Annotated in this window: 10 protein-coding genes; 2 read left to right on the plus strand and 8 right to left on the minus strand. The window is 47.0% G+C overall.

The window, feature by feature from the left end:
* Positions 1–2: 2 nt before the first annotated feature.
* The 4 genes from DXN04_RS33075 to DXN04_RS33090 are packed head-to-tail and all read right to left on the minus strand — an operon-like array spanning position 3 to position 7,601.
* A complete protein-coding gene (locus DXN04_RS33075) occupies positions 3–1,199 on the minus strand; it encodes a DUF4998 domain-containing protein (protein ID WP_233525742.1) in 1,197 nt (398 codons plus the stop codon).
* 18 nt (positions 1,200–1,217) lie between these two features.
* Entirely contained in the window at positions 1,218–2,444 is a 1,227-nt protein-coding gene (locus DXN04_RS33080) for a DUF4959 domain-containing protein (protein WP_116857711.1), read from the minus strand.
* An 11-nt stretch (positions 2,445–2,455) separates the two neighbouring features.
* Positions 2,456–4,366, minus strand: coding sequence for a RagB/SusD family nutrient uptake outer membrane protein (locus DXN04_RS33085; protein ID WP_116857712.1), 1,911 nt, complete (start codon positions 4,364–4,366; stop codon positions 2,456–2,458).
* A 10-nt stretch (positions 4,367–4,376) separates the two neighbouring features.
* Positions 4,377–7,601, minus strand: a complete 3,225-nt coding sequence (locus tag DXN04_RS33090) for a SusC/RagA family TonB-linked outer membrane protein (RefSeq protein WP_116857713.1) — start codon at positions 7,599–7,601, stop codon at positions 4,377–4,379.
* Positions 7,602–7,753: 152 nt separating this feature from the next.
* Between DXN04_RS33090 and DXN04_RS33095 the strand changes: the two genes are divergently transcribed.
* Both DXN04_RS33095 and DXN04_RS33100 read left to right on the plus strand, forming a co-directional pair.
* The gene (locus tag DXN04_RS33095; protein ID WP_116857714.1) at positions 7,754–8,656 is read left to right on the plus strand and encodes an AraC family transcriptional regulator; all 903 of its coding nucleotides are present in this window, start codon (positions 7,754–7,756) and stop codon (positions 8,654–8,656) included.
* Between the two features lie 9 nt (positions 8,657–8,665).
* On the plus strand, positions 8,666–9,091 hold the full coding sequence (locus tag DXN04_RS33100; protein WP_116857715.1) for a hypothetical protein: 426 nt from the start codon (positions 8,666–8,668) through the stop codon (positions 9,089–9,091).
* A gap of 36 nt (positions 9,092–9,127) precedes the next feature.
* On the opposite strand, the gene DXN04_RS33105 is transcribed toward DXN04_RS33100, so the two are convergent.
* The 4 genes from DXN04_RS33105 to DXN04_RS33120 form a co-directional block, all read right to left on the minus strand.
* Entirely contained in the window at positions 9,128–10,915 is a 1,788-nt protein-coding gene (locus tag DXN04_RS33105; protein ID WP_116857716.1) for an OmpA family protein, read from the minus strand.
* A gap of 8 nt (positions 10,916–10,923) precedes the next feature.
* Entirely contained in the window at positions 10,924–11,913 is a 990-nt protein-coding gene (locus DXN04_RS33110) for a PorP/SprF family type IX secretion system membrane protein (RefSeq protein ID WP_116857717.1), read from the minus strand.
* Between the two features lie 2 nt (positions 11,914–11,915).
* The gene (locus DXN04_RS33115; protein ID WP_116857718.1) at positions 11,916–15,518 is read right to left on the minus strand and encodes a DUF7507 domain-containing protein; all 3,603 of its coding nucleotides are present in this window, start codon (positions 15,516–15,518) and stop codon (positions 11,916–11,918) included.
* A 164-nt stretch (positions 15,519–15,682) separates the two neighbouring features.
* Positions 15,683–17,974, minus strand: a 2,292-nt coding sequence (locus DXN04_RS33120; RefSeq protein WP_147320139.1) for a T9SS type A sorting domain-containing protein, incomplete at its 5' end; no start/stop codon positions are given.

Here is a 17,974-nt window from a genome sequence, read left to right on the forward strand (position 1 = left end):
AATTATTCTTTATTCCAGAAAGTGATTTCTGATAAGTTTACATAACTATTTTCTCCGTTAGCATTGTGTAATACCCTTATACGGATATAACGCACCGGAGGTGGATTGTCTATCAGGTTCGCCTTAAAAGCCGCATTGCCATTATCTGATCTCACCACTTCTTTGAGCAGGGTCCAGCCCTTGCTCTGCATCGCAGCTTTCCAGCCTGCGTCGTTGGAATTCATTTCAGGTACTGCATCCGTCAGGTCGTCTATACCCCATACTTCAAACTGATCCGGGTTATTACAACAGGTCCTGCCGGTTTCTTCTATCGCGCTCAGGTTATTGTACACCTTTCCCATATCAAAACTAAGGACCCTTGGCAAAGATCCGTTCCCATCGCTATGAAAGATGTTCGGATAATCCTGTGGGCCTACTGAACCATCCCACAATTTACTCACACGGGTATCAGATTGATAAATGCCCATATCTCCCCACAGATCATGCTCCTGGAACAGGCTCTTATCACATTGCACCAGTCGCTGTATGCTGGGGAAGGTATCATACTTTGCAGTATAAAAGGTATCCAGGGCATCTCTTACGGGAATATAAGAAGATTGATAGACGATAGGCGTACCAAATTTATAATCGGTCAGTTTCAGGGAATCATCTTCGGGTGACAGGACTGCTGTTGCCTCTGCCCCACCCTGATTCGTGTACTTCAGTGTAGTCGTAATATTGATTGTATCCGGCGTAGTAAAACGCAGCACCACCACGTTATTATCGAGGATGGCATAGGGCTCGGTGTCCGGCAACCTGTTGTGCAGCGTCGCTTTATATACAGCGCCATAGACCCGTGCATTGTTGATTTCTGTCGCCACCGAGCGATTACCCTGCGCATCGGAACTCACTACTATAAATGTATACACATATTCAGACAGCCCCGGAATGGTACAGCGGATCGTATCTGAGGTATTATGATTAGTCGTATTGAAGATCACGGAGTCTGCACCATTATTCCAGTATACACTGTACTTCACAATGCTCTGATCCGGGCTGGGCTGCCATATTAGCTGCAACCTTCCATCGCCGGGTAAGGCTTTTGCATTGGCTACCTTGCCGGGATACACAAGTTCAGTACCATTCAAAAACTCACGGTAGTCTGTCGGTTTTTTACTGCATGCTACCAACAATAGCATGCATACCAGTAGATATCTCATTGTATGCCGTTTTATAGATTATCTGGGATCTCCCCAGAATGTCAGCTCTGTCAGGTTAAAAAATGAATTCGTTTGTGCCATGTTCGATACGCATTCAAAGCGGATGTACCTTACTTTCGGCAGACTCAGTGAGAAATTATAACTGAATCCATTATTCCAGAACACCAGGTCCGCATTGGTGTATTGTGGATTTGGCAGGCCTGATGGCTTATCAGGTGCTGTAAAAAATCCCAGGTTGATCCAGCCATTCGGCGTGCTGCCCCCCACAGGAGGCAGGTGGTCGGCATCCGGCATTGTTTCATCTACAGGTGTATCCTCACGGCCCCATAATACCCAGGTCTGCGGAGCACCCGCCTGCCACAACCAGTTGCCACTGCCATCAATGCCCCTGTCCCAAATGGTATACCTGCTCAGTCGTGCCGCCTTACCCATGTCAAAAGTGATCACTGCCGGCCATACCAGGGGTTGTATTGGTTGCTCTGTATGGTAACCCGGTGATGCCGCCGTATTATTCCATAAGTTCTCTATTACCCAGCCAAAACCTGTTTTCGCATCTGTACCCAGGGGATAACTCCTGAAGAGGGACTTATCCATCTGCGCCTCAAACGCCGGTGTGATGGTAGAGAACAGTGTATCAGAAATATTTCCCCACTGGTCCGTCACGTATACACCGAATTGCTGGGGGATTGTATCATAGCCATGCAGACTGTAAGTGATCGTATCTTCATTCGTATAGTTCTGCGAAATGATCTGGTACTTTTTAGTCTTATCAGGTGCAATGGTGATAATACCCAGGTTGGCTTTTGTCTTGTTCAGCACACTGATGCTCACACCGCCAAAGTCCTGCTGCATTGTCACTGTAGGCCGTGCCAGCAGGTAAGGTGGTGTATCCGGATGTACCTTCACCGTAACCGGATCAGATACAACCTGTGCGCGGCTTACTGTATGGAGTATCACCTCGTAGTCCTTACTCGCTGCAAATCCGCTGACGGTAATGCTATCTGAATAGTAGGAAGACTTGGTCTGCCTGCTCGTCTTGTCATTTATTTTATATTCTGCCTGTACATACAGAATGTTTGATGAATTGGGAAGTGTATAAGTGATGTAAGCACCTCCGTTGAAGTTGACCACATTCACATTGGTCACCACACCCGGTTTAGTCATATCTGTAGATACAACTTCGTTGTAGCCATCCATTTTTTTGCAGGAGGATGCGAGCAACAATATTAAAAGGATCTTTTTCATACGTGTAATTTTTACCAGTAAAGAGTTTGTACGAGATTCGGATTGGTGAGCAGGTCAAAATCCTGGATCGGGTACAAATAGTTCCTGATACTAAAGGATGTCTGCTGCACCAGCCTTAACTGGTAATAGCCTTCTGTTGTTCTGTTAAATACATTCCATCCCTGTACGGGTGTGCTCAGTACGTTCTGCAATTCTTTCCATCTTCTCAGGTCCCATCCTGCCTGTCCTTCGAAGGCGGTTTCTATTCTTCTTTCCTGGTGGATGATAGCGCGTAATCCTTCTTTGCTGCTATACTTAGCCGGGTTGATGGAATACTGTGACCAGGATGCCACTACTCCATCCAGCCCGGCTTTTGCTCTCACCTTGTCTATCCATTCATACACTTCTGCACCGGGTCCGTTTACTTCATTCAGGCATTCTGCATATAATAGCCAGAGACCTGTCAGTTGCATAAAGGGCCATGAATAATTTTGCTGTACGCTTGTTTGTCCGAAGGTAGTCTGGTAAGGCACCAGCTTCTTAGCCCAGTAACCCGTAGCATTATAGCGCAGCTGATCCGGTGGTGCTGCAGGACCATTCACGGCATTGATATAATTCGGATTATTATCATCCAGGTTGCCGGAGCCAAACCATACACTGCCGTCAAAAGCTACATCGGCATAATAACGGGGCTCCCTGTTAAAGTTGCCCTTTGCAGAGGTATAACCCTTCTTAATATAATATGCATGTGCATCATCGCCTGCCTGTAACTTATAGCGGTTATTATAATCGAAAGTTCTGTCTTCATTGATAGGCACACCATGATTGGAGTAGAAGAGTTCTGACTGCCCGATAGGTACAGAGAAGTTTGAATACACGGCAAATACATTGGATGCGGCTTCTGCCGTCACCCTTGGAGAAGCCATATACTGCCAGCCAAACTGTGGATTGAGGGTCCAGATCTGTTCTGAGTTCCAGCTATCTACAAATGCTCCCTGGATGGTGAGTAAGCGACGGGTTGTATCAGACATGTGTACAATGCCACCACTCAGTCTTAGCTGGTAAAGGGCTGCACTTCCTACATTGTCAAGTGCTGCCTTACATGCTGCCAGTGCCCGCTGCCATTTACTTTCGTCATAGGCGGCCGGGTATAATGATACTCCGTCCCTGTTCTTCCAGGACGCATAATCAGGATTGCCGTTGAACAAAGGACTTGCCTGTGTAACCAATACTTCTGCTTTTACAGCCAGGGCAATCGTTCCGCTGATGCGCCCCTGTTCTGCTGCCAGGTTCTGAATCACCGGTGGCAGATCAGGAATTGCTTCGTCCAGCAATTTCACGACATAGTTAAAGCAGGAATCAAGTGGCTGTTGTTTTACCCTTACTTCATCGATAGATGCATTCACGGGCAGGTTCACATCCACAATGGGAATAGGACCATACATCCTGATCAGCCAGTAATGAAAGTAAGCTTTCAGGAACTTCGCTTCTGCCGTCCATCTCTTGCGCTGGTAATCCGGCAGATCAGGAGGAATATGTACATTCTCCAGGAAGATATTGCATTTCCTGATAGCCTGCCACAGGTTCAATCCCATATTGTAACCATCCCAGTAATTCAGCAAAGGATTAGCGCTGTTTTGAAGACCACGGATGATGCTGAAACCCGCATCACCACCAGATCCACCCAGCGTGGTCTGATCCTGTAAAGGATAAGGGAAGATCACTTCGCCTGAAGTGGTAAAGCCGGGATTACGGCGTACATCCGCCAGGTTCTGTAAGGTAGCATAGCACCCGAACAGGTAAGCCTGTGCTTCATTGGCGTTGGCAAATGCACTCTCCAGCGTAGCCACGTCATCAGGTACTACATCAAGGTATTTCTTACAGGATGAAAAGAGGAATATAAAGAGGGCGGTGCCCGTAAATATTTTTAAGATCGTTTGCATCTGAGATCATTTAAAGGTTGACATTAATACCACAGTTGAAAACCTTCTGTATTGGATAACCAAAGCCCTGTCCTGCCTGCTCGGGATCCCATAGTTTAAAGTGACTGAACGTAAGCAGGTTTAATCCGCTGAAGTAGATGCGTGCACTTCTGATGTACATTCTCTTCGTCAGCGACTTGGGCAAACTATAACCCAGTTCTACTGATTTGAGACGCATAAAGCTACCATCTCTCAGCCACCAGGTACTTTGTTGCTGGTTGTTCAGGATATCCGTGGTGGACAACCTGGGCCACAGTGCATAGAGATTCTGGTTCTCTTCTGACCAGTGATTCTCTGCATAAGCCTGCAGGATCTGTGCATTGTTCACAAAAGGTGCAGTACCATATTTTGCGTAATACCTGTCATCTTTAGAAGTGGCGTTGATAAAGAATGATTCCCTGGCCAGGCCCTGGAAGAAGGCATTGAGGTCAAAATTTTTATACCCCAGCGAGAAGCCGAAACCATATATAATCTGTGGTGTAGTAGGCAGACCAATTGGCACCTGGTCATCCTGGTTGATTACACCATCTTTATTCACATCCCTGTATTTAATATCCCCACCTGCGGGCAGCGTAGAGTTGCCGAACAACTGGGTAGGTGAATTTGCTGCTTCTTTATCGTCTACAAATAATCGTTCGGCAATATATCCGAATGGTTGATTGATGGGTTTACCGTTCTGAAAACGATAAGCGTATTTATATTCTGGTTCTTCAAAACGGGCGTACCTGTTAGAGGTAACTGTCAGGTTTCCCAGTACGGATGCCCAGAAGGTTTTGGAGAAGGTTTGTTTATAATTGATATTCAGGTCCAGGCCTTTTGCATATGCCTCCCCGACGTTGGATTTCACGGCTGCTTCCAGCCCTGTCGTAACAGGAATATATCCTCTCTGCTGCAGGATATTATACCTGAATTCATGGTAGATTTCTGCTGTAACATTGAGTTTATCGAAGAAAGTCATTTCTGCTGCCAGGTTCGATTTGCGGGCTGTTTCCCAGGTCACGCCGGGATTGGGATAATTCTGGATAGTCGTACCATACATCTTCACGCCATTGGTAGTACCGAATACGGCAGAAGGGCCATTCGGATCATCCGGCGTTACGCTTGACAGGTAATAGAAACGGGTATTATCAATATTATCATTCCCTACCAATCCATAGCTGCCTCTTATTTTCAGCCTTGTAACAATCTTTGACACAGGGCCTTCCCAGAATTTTTCGTTAGACACCACCCATCCTGCACCCACCGTTGGGAAGAAGCCCCAGCGATACCGGGTAGAGAAACGCTCGGACCCGTTATAACCAAAGTTGAACTCCAGGAAATACTTACTTGCGAATGAATAAGTTGCCCTGCCTGCAAGCCCCAGGTTACGGTATGGCAATGAATATTGTAAGGATGGCTGGTGGGTATTAGGATCATTGGCATCAGCATTCAGTTTCTGCTGCCTGGTGCCGATCAGCGAAGCGCTGATATTATGTTTGCCATAGGCCCGGGCATAATCCAGTGATCCCTGTAAGTAAAGGAATGTATTCACATCCTTGGTGCCGGGATAATAACTCAGGAACTCCTGCGCGGCCCCAGGCTGGTTGTTCAGCCAGGTTAAGCTATAGGTATTGCTACCCTCGTCATAGTTGGCCACATCATAATAGAATGGTTTGTAGGAGCGGGTCAGGTCAAAATAAGCATACCTGTTCGTGCTGAACAATCCGTGGAAGGCCAGTCCTTTGGTAATGAAATCAAAGTTCTGATTCAGTTCAAACTGTGCGGATAATCTTGACTCGGAGAAACTTTTATATCCATACATCAGGTCAGCATAAGGATTGGCCTGCAAAGAACCGGAGGAACTCAGTGAGTTGCCGAACAGAATATGTTTGGTGAGCAGGTTTGCACTATCTGCCGGGAAATAGGCGGGGAAAGATACCGGGCTGGTGTGCAGTGCTCTGTCGTATAGATCACTGGCCAGTCCTGACTGATCGCCGGTGATAGGTCCTGTATATTCGTTGAAGTTACCCCAGAGGCGTACTACGACTTCTGTAGTCTTTGTGAGCTTTACATTCACATTGGATCGCAGCTGGTAGTTTTCAAACTTCATAGATGAATTGAAGTTGTTCACAGGGTTGACCTGCAGGATACCATTATCCCTGTCATAAGAACCGGCGATATAATACTTGGTCACATCATTCCCTCCCTGTACACTGAAGTTTGCACGCTGGGTAGTTGCCTGGTCTTTGAACAATGTCTTCATCCAGTCTACCGCGGGATATACATAACGGTTATAGCCCGGTGCCTTATTCATGGTAGCCTGTGTATTAATGATCTGGTTGGGTGTGTACAAGGGAGTCGCCAGCGGATTCCGGGTGGTCAGCGCCTCGTTGTATAACTTCATATAAGTTACAGGATCTGCCAGCTTCACGGTCTGCGTAGGGCGGGATACAGAACGTTCATAGCGCACGTTCAGGCTGGCCTTGCCAGCTTTACCTTCTTTGGTGGTGACAAGAATGACACCATTGGCTCCCCGTGCTCCGTACAATGCAGCGGCACTGGCATCCTTCAGGATAGAGAAACTCGCGATATCATCTACCTGTAATCGGGCGAGGTCGTTGGAACTGAGTTCAACGTTGTCTACGAGGATCAGCGGACTGGCACTATAACCAAATGTGGTCACCCCTCTTATGAAAAAAGAGGAATTATCCAGGCCGGGTTGTCCCCCACGCTGAAAGGAGATCATCCCTGCAATCTGTCCTGCGAGCGCATTCGTCAGGTTGCTGGATGGGATCTTTAAGGACCCGGGATCTACGGTCGTTACAGAACCTACTACTGCTTCCTTGCGCTGCTTACGGCCATAGGCGGTCACCACCACTTCTTCTACGTTATGCGAAACCGGCCTTAGAACAAGGTTGATCACCTTTGAATTGGGTGATACAGTAATGTACTGTTGTTCAAAACCTACATAGGAGAATCGCAGCAAGGTACCTGGTTCTGCATCCAGGATGAACTTACCAGTGGAATTGGTAGAGGTGGCAACGTTCTTTTTGTTTTCTGCTACCACATTCACCCCTTCCAGTTTGAGGCCGGAGGTGTCGGTGACAGTACCAGTAACAGTGATCTTTGTAGGTTGTTGTGCAATAGCGCTGATGCTGATGAACATGGAAATAGTGATCAGTATCCCTGATAGGGATACAAACGGGAATTTTGGCATAAACCAACTTTTTGGAAAAATTGAGAATTATTTCATAACTGGAATTGTGAAACAAATTTATCTATTCAGGTTTCGGTAATAAATGGAGGATTCATTTATTTTCATGAATTATACTACGATTTTGTATTTTGTATTAAATCCCACGGCGCGTTATGAAAACTGTAAAACGAAGAGATGGCTTTGCAGGACAGCAGCTGATCAGCCTTCCTGATGCTGTATGGAAGAATGCGATCAAAGCGAATACTGTACTGGAGCAGTTGTATGTCACACATATCGGTTATTTTCCCAAGGCGGCTTTTCACTACCGGGACAGGAAGAATGGATGTACGGATAATATCCTGATCTATTGTACGGGAGGTAAGGGCTGGTATATCATTGGCAACAGGCGATTCGAGGTCAAGGCCAATGAGTTTGTGATTATTCCGGCTACTACTGCACACCTGCGTTACGGGTCTGACGATGTGAATCCATGGACGATTTACTGGGTACATTTCAGCGGAAAAGACATGGATACATTTAACCGGAATTTTAATATCGGGGCATTTGACGGGCCTCGTCATATTCATGCGAATGAGGAGGGGATTGAGTTGTGGAATGCGATGTTCCAGAGTTTGAAGATGGGCTTTGGGAAAGACAACCTGAGTAAAGCGAGTCTTTATCTCTATCATTTTATCGCCACTTTCCTGTATCCTGACAAAGGATCCGGTGAGCAGTCGACCGCCGGCAACAGGATCAATGATACAGTCAGGTATATGCAGCAGCAGCTGTCCGCTACACTGACGGTAGAGGATCTTGCAAAGAAAATAGGTTTGTCGCCTTCCCATTTTTCCAGTCTGTTCAAGCAGGCCACGGGTATGTCTCCACTCAATTATTTTATACACCTGAAATTGCAGAAGGCATGCTTGTTGCTATATACCACGGATATGAAAATTAAGGATGTAGCTGTGGCGATAGGGTATGATGATCCTTTTCATTTTTCAAGGTTATTTAAGAAAAGTATGGATGTAAGTCCCGAGCAGTATCGGGGGCTTAGAAGGAAAGAAAATATAAATTAGATAAGAAGTATGAAAAAAGTATTTGCATTACTGGCAATTTTAGCCGGACTTGTACAATCCGGGACAGCGCAGGATAAGCGCCAATTGAGAGAGGGGACGCATAATTTTACATTGCAGTGGATTAGCTGGGATCAGCCTGGTAAAGTGAAGATTAAGAAGAATAGTGATGGAACCTATGCGGTGAGTGGTAAGCAGGTGAATAAGGCAGGAGATTTTGTAACGATAGCAGGGACCCTGACGGTAGTGACGTTTAGTGAGATGACGTTTAAAGGGAAGATAGAGACAAAGTATTCAGGGGTGAATAATGGGGAGGTGTGTGTGAAGGATGGGACTTATCATTTCTTAGCGAAGGGAGCGAGGAAGTATTGGAGATTGCAGGAGATGGATAATTGTGAGGGGAATAATGTGGTGGATTATGTGGATATATTCTTTTAAATAAAAGAAGATTTTGCGGACGGTGTCCGCAAAATCTCAATAAAATACTTTCAGCATAGAGCGCCTGTTCTTCCTATGTTCTTCTTCATCACAAGGTACGCCATCCGCACACGGATTCACCAGATCCCTTTCCCCCATATTTTCATAATATAGATTTTTCGCCGGCACTCCCTGCTTAATAAGATAATCAATCACCGCATAACACCGCAAGGCTGATAAATCCACATTGTACTGGTCAGATCCCCTGCTATCCGTATAAGACCGCACCATGAGCTTCCATTGCGGATAATCCTTGAGCACAGTTGCAACTCTATCCAGCATTTCTTTAGAAGTATTTAACAAAATCGCACTGTTGTAATCATAATAAAAACACAGGTGCTCCAGTTTATCTATAACAGCGCTATCTTCGGGACTAAGCGTTTTTTTATTATTAACCGGCGGCGGTGCTTCACTTGTTGTATTTATTGTGACCACTGGTGCAGCTGGCTTATTCTCTACTTTCTCTGTAAAATGCGTTTCCATAAAATGGTACACATCATCTCCCCCACTCCCACCATTCCTGTTCGATGCAAAATACCCTTCATAGTTATTATCTTTCATAATAAACCCCAGATCATCCCCACCGGAGTTAACAGGCACTTTCAGGTTCACAGGTGTCTCCCATTGATCTCCACTCCCTACCGCACGAAAGATGTCAAAGCCACCAATACCCGTATGCCCCTTACTTGAAAAATAAAGCACACCCCGTTCATTAATGGTCGGGAAAGTCTCTTCAAAAGGAGTATTAATCACATTGCCACAGTTCTTCGGTGTACCCCATGAGCCATCTGACTGTCGCTCACTGAACCAAAGATCCGTTTTCCCCACACCTCCCGGTCTGTCAGAGACCAGGTAGAGGATGCGTCCACTGAGCACCACATTGCCAGTATAATAACCAGCCATATTTAAAGTGGGAATCGGTGCCAATGGCCCCCAGTTATCACCAGTCTTGAAAGACCAATATACAGACATGAGTCGCTTACCATTGACAGGTCCTTTCTTTGTTTTATTAAACACCTCTGAGTTCAGGGTAATGTAAGCTGTATCTTCCCTGGCGTTGAAACAAACAGGTCCTACATGGTACGGGAGTTTGCCTAATAATTTAGCCAGTACTTCTTCCAGGTAAGTGTTCGCGTTGCTCCCTTTCTGGTATTGCTTAAATACATAGGGCTTAAAATAAGGCTGGTCCACACGGGGATCGATATCAGGGTTCCGTTCGGAGCCAGTCGTCAAGGCCATCTTCCGGTATCCATTGGATACAAGCAGCAAACCATCTCTCACCACACCACTGATCCAGTCAGCACCGGGCGTACTCAGCTCCTTGATATTTTCAAGCGCCATTGTTTGCTTTGCCTGCTTCCAAAGCAATGCACTATCACAGCCTGCCAGCAATCTATTTTTCCATTGCGTGCTATCTGCACCTGAAGGATTGTAAAGTGCGATGTATTTCTTTGCCGTGTCATATTGCTCCACGTTCATTTGCGTCTCTCCAAATAATAAATTGATGACAGGCGGACAAGCCGGGCGCTGAAGCATCTTATAATACCAGCTGGCAGCCTGGTCAAATCTGCCCATTTCCATATAACAGCTGGCTGTTTTTTCAAGGATAGATAAAGGAGCTTTTCGTTTATCCCCCAGCTCGCCATATAGTTTTGCAGCTTCCGCATATTCCTGTCTTGCAAATGCTTCGTCTCCCAGCTCAATCAGACTTTTGTCTTCCTGTCCGTAAAGAAACAACGGAATTAAAAATGGGAATGTAAATACTATCAGTTTACGCAACATCATAACTTGTTTTAGAAATACCTTGGACTTGATACGCTATACTTCTTAGAATGGAATAAGATCCCGACTGAGATTTCGTGGGAACCGCTCTGAGCATTCGCCAGCTCATTGATGTTGATGTCATATGCATAACCGATCCTGTATGTATCATTAATGGAATATTCTATAATCGCGCTGGCGGCGTTTTTTGGGTCAAGACCGGAGGGTAGTGCTTTACGCCACACCGGCAATGCAGTGCGGTAAGAGCCGCCTATCCAGAATACCCGGTCAATGAGCAGCATTGCATTGAAATCAATATTTGTAGGTCCTTTGAGGTCATCTTTCATCATAACAGATGGTTTCAGTTTCACCTGGTCAGAAAGAGATACCATAAAACCTGCGGATACATACAGGTGCATCGTCTTGCGGATATTCTTATAATCATAGCCATTCCACTTATAATCGGAAGTCAGGTATTGGCTGAAGAGATTCAATGCAGCGACACTGATGAACACTGAAGGCGCATGATAATAAATACCGAATCTTGCATCTGGCGTAACGGTATTTACACCACCTCCGGGGAAGACAGCATCTTCAGCATCGAAGTATTGCAGGTTATTCCCATCCAGGTGATATTGTGATGCACCTACACCTAAGCCAAAAGACAAATGCCTTGTACGGTTTTCATTTAGTGGGATGCTATAGGCATAAGAGGCATAGATAGAATAAGCCTTTTGAGGCCCCAGCATATCTGCCATTACCTGTACACCCAGCCCCATACCGGCTTTGTCTTTATCATTGCGTAAGGGTCCATCGAAGGAAACCCCGAAAGTTCGTGGGGCACCCGGTAGCCCCGTCCATTGCTGTCGCGCAATGGTATTGAGATACCAGGCACCTTTATAGCCTGCATAAGCGGGGTTGACACTCAGTCCGTTGAAAATATATTGACTGAATTGCACATTCTGTTGTGCAGATCCCTGTAAAGCTGCTGTCAGGAATAAGAAGAATATCAGTGGACGCATGATCAGTTAATTTTTAATATTACCCATCCTGTATATTGTTTTACACCTTCGCCTTCATCTACTTCCAGTTTGTAGTAGTACACGCCTTCGCTTAAGCCTGCACCATTCCATTCATTGTGATAGGCTTTTGACTGGAATACCAAATCACCCCAGCGGTTGAATACGAATAAGGCAGCAGGTGGATATTTCTCCAAACCTTTGATGATAAAGCAATCATTTTTGCCATCACTGTTAGGACTCATGGCATTGGCGAAGACCAGTAATGATTTTCCGGGGCTGGTCTCCGTAACTGTACCGGGATCACCGCTGCACCCTGCCACAGAAGGATCGCAGCCGGAGGTAGGTTTGGTATTGGTGCCATCGGAAACGGTCGCCGTGTTTGTAATGAAGGGAATGCTATCCAGGTTGTCGATGGTCTTCACTATCATGGAGACTTCTGCTGTACTTCCCACAGCTATCTTAGCTACGTTCCATAATACGCTGGTATCGGTTTCATTGTAGGTACCATTTTCACCGGCACTGACGAAGGTGGTGTACCGGGGCACAGGGTCAGTGATCACAAGGTTTTCAACAGCCGTATTACCAGCGTTGTGGATGTAGATCTGGTAAGTAAGTTCTTCTCCTGGTTTTACTTTTTCATTCTTACTGGCGGGGGTGGCTACTTTCCAGGTAACCCAGTTCACCAGCTTGTCTACAGCGATATTAGTAGATGGACCCGGGGGAGGGCTTGGATCCGGATTACCGGGATCATTGGGATCGGAAGAGGTGGTGGGCTGATTGCCTTTTCCATTGCCATTGTCTACTCCGGCAGTGTTGGTGATAAAGGTAGCGCCGGTCAGGTCTGTGCTTACCTTCACCTTAAAGGAACGGGTCACATCAGGTGCACCGACGGCTATTTCAGGGATCGTCCATGAGAGCTTGTCATCAGTAGGTTGCAGGTCTTCGTCTGCACTCAGGAAATCAGTGTAGTCAGGAATGGTGTCTGTGATTTTCACATCTGTGAGTAAAATGCTTCCTGTATTGCGGACATGAATGGTGTAAGTGATTTCATCTCCGGTAGTCACCCCACCCTCAGGACCACTGGGCGTGTAAGCGGCGCTTTTCCAGATGGCAGAGAGTTTCCCATTATCTACGGGCACCTGGGTAGATGGATCATCCGGGTCAGGGTTTGACTGCGGTTCGTTTGGATTATCCGGTGCAGGTGGCGTGGTAGGTTTATGATCTACATAAGCGGTGTTAGTGATAAATCCGGCACCGGTGAGGTCCTGTGCTACTTTTACCTTGAAACTGCGGGTAAGGTCTGCAGCACCTACGGGGATGTCAGTGATCGTCCAGGTCAGCCTGGTATTTACAGGTGAGATGCCTTCGTCAGCACTTACGAAAGTCGTATATGCGGGAACGGTATCGGTGATCATTACGTTGCTCAATGCGACATTTCCTGTGTTCCTGATGTGGATGGTATATGTGATTTCATCACCTGTTTTTACCATGCCGTCTGTGCCTGTACCTGTGTAGGCGGCGCTTTTCCAGTTGAGCGATTGGGGGGTGTTGTCTACAGGGATATCGGTGGAGGGATCGTTCGGATCCGGGTTGGTTTGAGGATTATTATGATCATTAGGATCGGGCGGTGTGGTGGGATGATCACCTGTGCCATCGCCGTTGTTTACAGCAGCGGTATTGATAATGCTGGTGGCACCGGTAAGGTCATTGACAACGCGCACTTTAAAATTTCTGATCACATCGGCGCTGCCAACGGGAATGGTTGGGATGGTCCAGGTAAGTTTTCCAGCGGCATCGGGGCTGATATTTTCGTCTGCCTCCACGAAGGTAGTGTAAGCGGGGATGATGTCAGAGACGATCACATTTGTGAGCGTGACATGTCCTGTATTGCGGACATGGATCTGGTAGATAATTTCGTCTCCTGGTTTTGCGGTATCAGCGAATTCGGTGCTTTTCCAGCTAAGGGATTTTGGACCGCCGTCATCAACGGGTACATCGGTGGATGGATCGTTGGGATCCGGATTGGAATGTGGTTCATTGGGGTTCAGGGGGTCTGGTGGCGTGGTAGGATGATCGCCGGTGCCATCGCCGTTATCCACATTGCCGGTGTTGGTAATATTGGTGACTCCGGTGAGGTCGTTGGCGACGGTGACGGAGAAGTTGCGTGTGATGGTAGTGCCGGCAGCGATGCTTGGAATGGTCCAGGTGAGTTTGCCTGCAGCATCGGGGCTGATGCCTTCATCGGCAGTTTTGAATATGGTATTAGCGGGAATGATGTCGGAGATTTTTGCATTGGTGATGACTACGTTTCCTGTATTACGCAGGTGAATGGTGTAGTCAATAGTTTGGCCGGCGATGACCCTGGTACCGGTATAACTGGCAGATTTCCATTGTTTGGAGGAGAGGATGTCATCGTCGGAGATGTTGACGGTGCCGATGCTGGTGCCGGTGGTGAGGGTGGGTACGCCGGTGGCAACAGAGAAGCCGGTGATGGTAAGGATGACGGTTTCGCTGCCTTCGATCAGGTTATCGTCTTTGATGGTGACGGGGATTTGGACATTGCTGGTACCGGCGGGAATATTTTTGGTCAGGGTAATGGTGGTATAATCGGTACCGTTAGAGGCGGTGCCGGTGATGGTGTACCTGACGAGGACAAAGCCGGTGGCGTAGGTGCCGTTGGGCCATCCGATGGTGAAGGAACCATCATTGCCGGTGCCGCCGGGTTCCTTGCCATCGGTGGTGGATTGAATGCCGATAGGGATGTTAACGTCATCGTCTTCGATGTTTACAATGGCTGAAATATTGGAGGGGTCGGGGGAAAAGGTCATGGTACCGGAGGCAGAGAGGCTGATGGATTGGAGGGTGAGCTGAACGGTTCCGGTGGGTTCAATGATGTTGTCGTCGTTTACGTTGACGGGTAGGAGGATGCTGTTGGTGTTTGCAGGCAGGATGATTTCTCCTGTCATGTTGGTGTTGTTGTAGTCGAAAGTGCTGCCTGCGCCGCCGGTGGCAGAGCTGGCACCGTCTACGGTGTATTTAACAAGGATGTTTTCGGGGTAGGTGAGGGTACCGGGGAGGCTGATGCTGAACTGGCCGGGGCTGGCATTGCCGCTGCCGAGTTCTTTGCCGTCGATGGTTTTGGTGAGTTTTAGGCGGTTGTCATTGTCGATGAGTTTTGCGGTAAGGGTTCTTTGAGTGCCGAGATAGGTGGTGCCGCTGGCATCGGTGGCGGTGAGGAGGCCGATTTCGATGCTTTCATCGCCTTCGATGAGGAGGTCGTCGATGACATCGATGGAGAGTTGGGCTTCGGAGTCGCCGGCTTTTATGGTAATGGTGCCTGGGAGGGTGGTGTAGTCGATGCCATTATCGGCGGGGTCGGTGACGGTGGCGTTGATGGAGTAGGTGATGGTGATGTCGCTGGGTGCGGTGGTATTGTTTAGGAGGTGGAAGGAGATGAGGCCGTTGGGGCCGCCTTCTTCTGCCCTGGTTAGTTCGTCCATGGCGATCACGTCGGCTCTTTGGGGGGCGTGGGGGGTGGTAGGATTTTGAGCGGGTTTGCTGCTGAGGAAGCAGAGGGAAATTAATAGGAGGGTGAAGTGTTTCATTGTATAGGATTTAGGTGGATGTATAGGATTTATTGGCGGATGAATAAGATTATTGATTGATGAATAGGGTTTATTGGTGGATGAATAGGATTCTGGTGGAATGAAGCACCCTGCATTGCTGCAGGGTGCATGGATTTTTCTATATGAGTGGTGATGGTTTATTCCTATCTAACCAGTAGTAGTTTTTTCGTATACACCTTGTCATTGGTACGGATCACGCAGTAGTGGAGGCCTGCTGGCAGGCCTGCAGATCTGAATACTACTTTGTAAGTCTGTCCTGCTTTGGCATTTTCATTGAACAATACGCTTTCTCTGTTACCTAACATATTCCCATAGATTTCTACAGCAATATTTCCATTGACAGGTGATTTAAATGTAACAGAGAGCTGATCGCTAAATGGATTTGGATATGCGTTAAACTCTATTGCTGCTGATTTTAAAGTCAGTGAAGCTGTATTCAAAGTGTAAGTAGCGGTGTTTTGACAGCCATTGGTTTTGTCGGTTACCAACAGGGTGAATAAGCCGCTGATGTTGGCATTGCCTGATTGGTAGAGTACGGTGGCAGTCTGGGCACCATCAATAATAAACCAGCTGTTATCAGTAGAAGACAGGGACCACTGGTAATTAGCATTGGTTACACTTTGTGCGCTGAGCAGGTCTACTGATAAAGGATCAGGAGAGCTGGCTGGCGGCAGGATGACAGCTACAGGTGGTGTTGTGTTTTGCACAACTGGTGTGTTTGTGGTGGCTACACATCCGTTATTAGGGTTTGTTACAGATAAGGTGTAGGTACCTGGCACAGTTACAATTGCTGATGCGCTGGTAGCTGTGAAATTGTTTGGCCCTGTCCATTTGAAGGTGGAGCCGTTTGTAGAGGATGTACCGTTAATGATAACATTTGTTTTCAGACAGGTCAGAGGGCCATCATTGGAGGCCTGGATATTAGCTGGCGGCGTGATGTTTTGAGTAACAGGGGTGTTGGTGGTGGCGGTACATCCGTTTTGGATGTTGGTCACCACCAGGGTGTAGGTACCTGGTACTGTTACATTTGCTACGGCAGTATTGGCGGTAAAGCTATTTGGGCCGCTCCAGGCATAAGTTACAGCTGTTGATGTGGAAGAGCCGGTAATTTGTGCTGTAGTTTTCGTACAGGTCAGCGGGCCGTTATTAATAGCTTGCACATTGGCGGCTGGGGCAATGTTCTGGCTGACTGTTATGCTATCGGTACTTATACAACCATTTGTGCCTTTTGTGGTCACATAATATTTACCAGGCGTAGTGACAGTGATTGGGTTTACACCGGCGTTAGATCCCATCCATGTTATTGTACCGGTTGATGTAGCGGTAAGGTTGATGGAGGTAGTAGCACAGGTCAGGACAGCTGGTGTAGCTACTTGCAATGTCGGCTTGGTGATATCCTGAGTGACTGTTACGCTATCCGTACTTGTACAACCATTTGTGCCTTTCGCTGTTACGTAATATTTGCCAGCGGCAGATACTGTGATCGGGTTCACTCCTGCATTAGATCCTGACCATGTTATTGTACCATTTGATGAGGCGCTAAGGTTGATGGAGGTAGTAGCACAAGTCAGAACAGCTGGTGTTGCTATTGACAACGTTGGCTTGGTGATATCCTGAGTGACTGTTACGCTATCCGTACTTGTACAGCCATTTGTGCCTCTAGCGGTAACATAGTACTTACCAGGCGTAGTTACTGTGATTGGGTTTACACCTGCGTTAGATCCGGTCCATGTTATCGTACCGTTTGATGAGGCGCTAAGGTTGATGGAGGTAGTAGCACAAGTCAGAACAGCTGGTGTTGCTATTGACAATGTTGGTTTGGTGATATCCTGAATAACTATTACACTATCTGTTGTAGTACAACCATTCGTGCCTTTCGCTGTTACGTAATATTTGCCAGCAGCAGATACTGTGATCGGGTTCACTCCTGCATTATAACCTGACCATGTAATAGTACCGTTTGATGAGGCGCTAAGGTTGATGGAGGTAGTAGCACAAGTCAGAACAGCTGGTGTTGCTATTGACAACGTTGGCTTGGTGATATCCTGAGTGACTGTTACACTATCCGTACTTGTACAGCCATTTGTGCCTTTCGCTGTTACATAGTACTTACCAGGCGTAGTTACTGTGATTGGGTTCACTCCTGCATTATAACCTGACCATGTTATCGTACCGTTTGATGTGGCGCTAAGGTTGATGGAGTTAGTAGCACAGGTCAGGATAGCTGGCGTAGCAATGGACAATGTCGGCTTCGTGATATCCTGAGTGACGGTTACGCTATCTGTTGTAGTACAACCATTCGTGCCTTTCGAAATCACATAGTACTTACCAGGCGTAGTTACAGTGATTGGATTTACACCTGCATTATAACCTGACCATGTAATAGTACCGTTTGATGAGGCGCTAAGGTTGATGGAGGTAGTAGCACAAGTCAG

Origin of the sequence: Chitinophaga silvisoli (assembly GCF_003412465.1) — a bacterium.
GTDB classification, from domain to species: Bacteria; Bacteroidota; Bacteroidia; order Chitinophagales; family Chitinophagaceae; genus Chitinophaga; species Chitinophaga silvisoli.

What these genes read in the sequence shown, in the direction of transcription:
- DXN04_RS33115 (WP_116857718.1), bottom strand. Translation starts at nt 15,518, where the DNA reads ATGAAACACTTCACCCTCCTATTAATTTCCCTCTGCTTCCTCAGCAGC.
- DXN04_RS33090 (WP_116857713.1), bottom strand. Translation starts at nt 7,601, where the DNA reads ATGCCAAAATTCCCGTTTGTATCCCTATCAGGGATACTGATCACTATT.
- DXN04_RS33080 (WP_116857711.1), bottom strand. Translation starts at nt 2,444, where the DNA reads ATGAAAAAGATCCTTTTAATATTGTTGCTCGCATCCTCCTGCAAAAAA.
- DXN04_RS33100 (WP_116857715.1), top strand. Translation starts at nt 8,666, where the DNA reads ATGAAAAAAGTATTTGCATTACTGGCAATTTTAGCCGGACTTGTACAA.
- DXN04_RS33105 (WP_116857716.1), bottom strand. Translation starts at nt 10,915, where the DNA reads ATGATGTTGCGTAAACTGATAGTATTTACATTCCCATTTTTAATTCCG.
- DXN04_RS33095 (WP_116857714.1), top strand. Translation starts at nt 7,754, where the DNA reads ATGAAAACTGTAAAACGAAGAGATGGCTTTGCAGGACAGCAGCTGATC.
- DXN04_RS33110 (WP_116857717.1), bottom strand. Translation starts at nt 11,913, where the DNA reads ATGCGTCCACTGATATTCTTCTTATTCCTGACAGCAGCTTTACAGGGA.
- DXN04_RS33085 (WP_116857712.1), bottom strand. Translation starts at nt 4,366, where the DNA reads ATGCAAACGATCTTAAAAATATTTACGGGCACCGCCCTCTTTATATTC.
- DXN04_RS33075 (WP_233525742.1), bottom strand. Translation starts at nt 1,199, where the DNA reads ATGAGATATCTACTGGTATGCATGCTATTGTTGGTAGCATGCAGTAAA.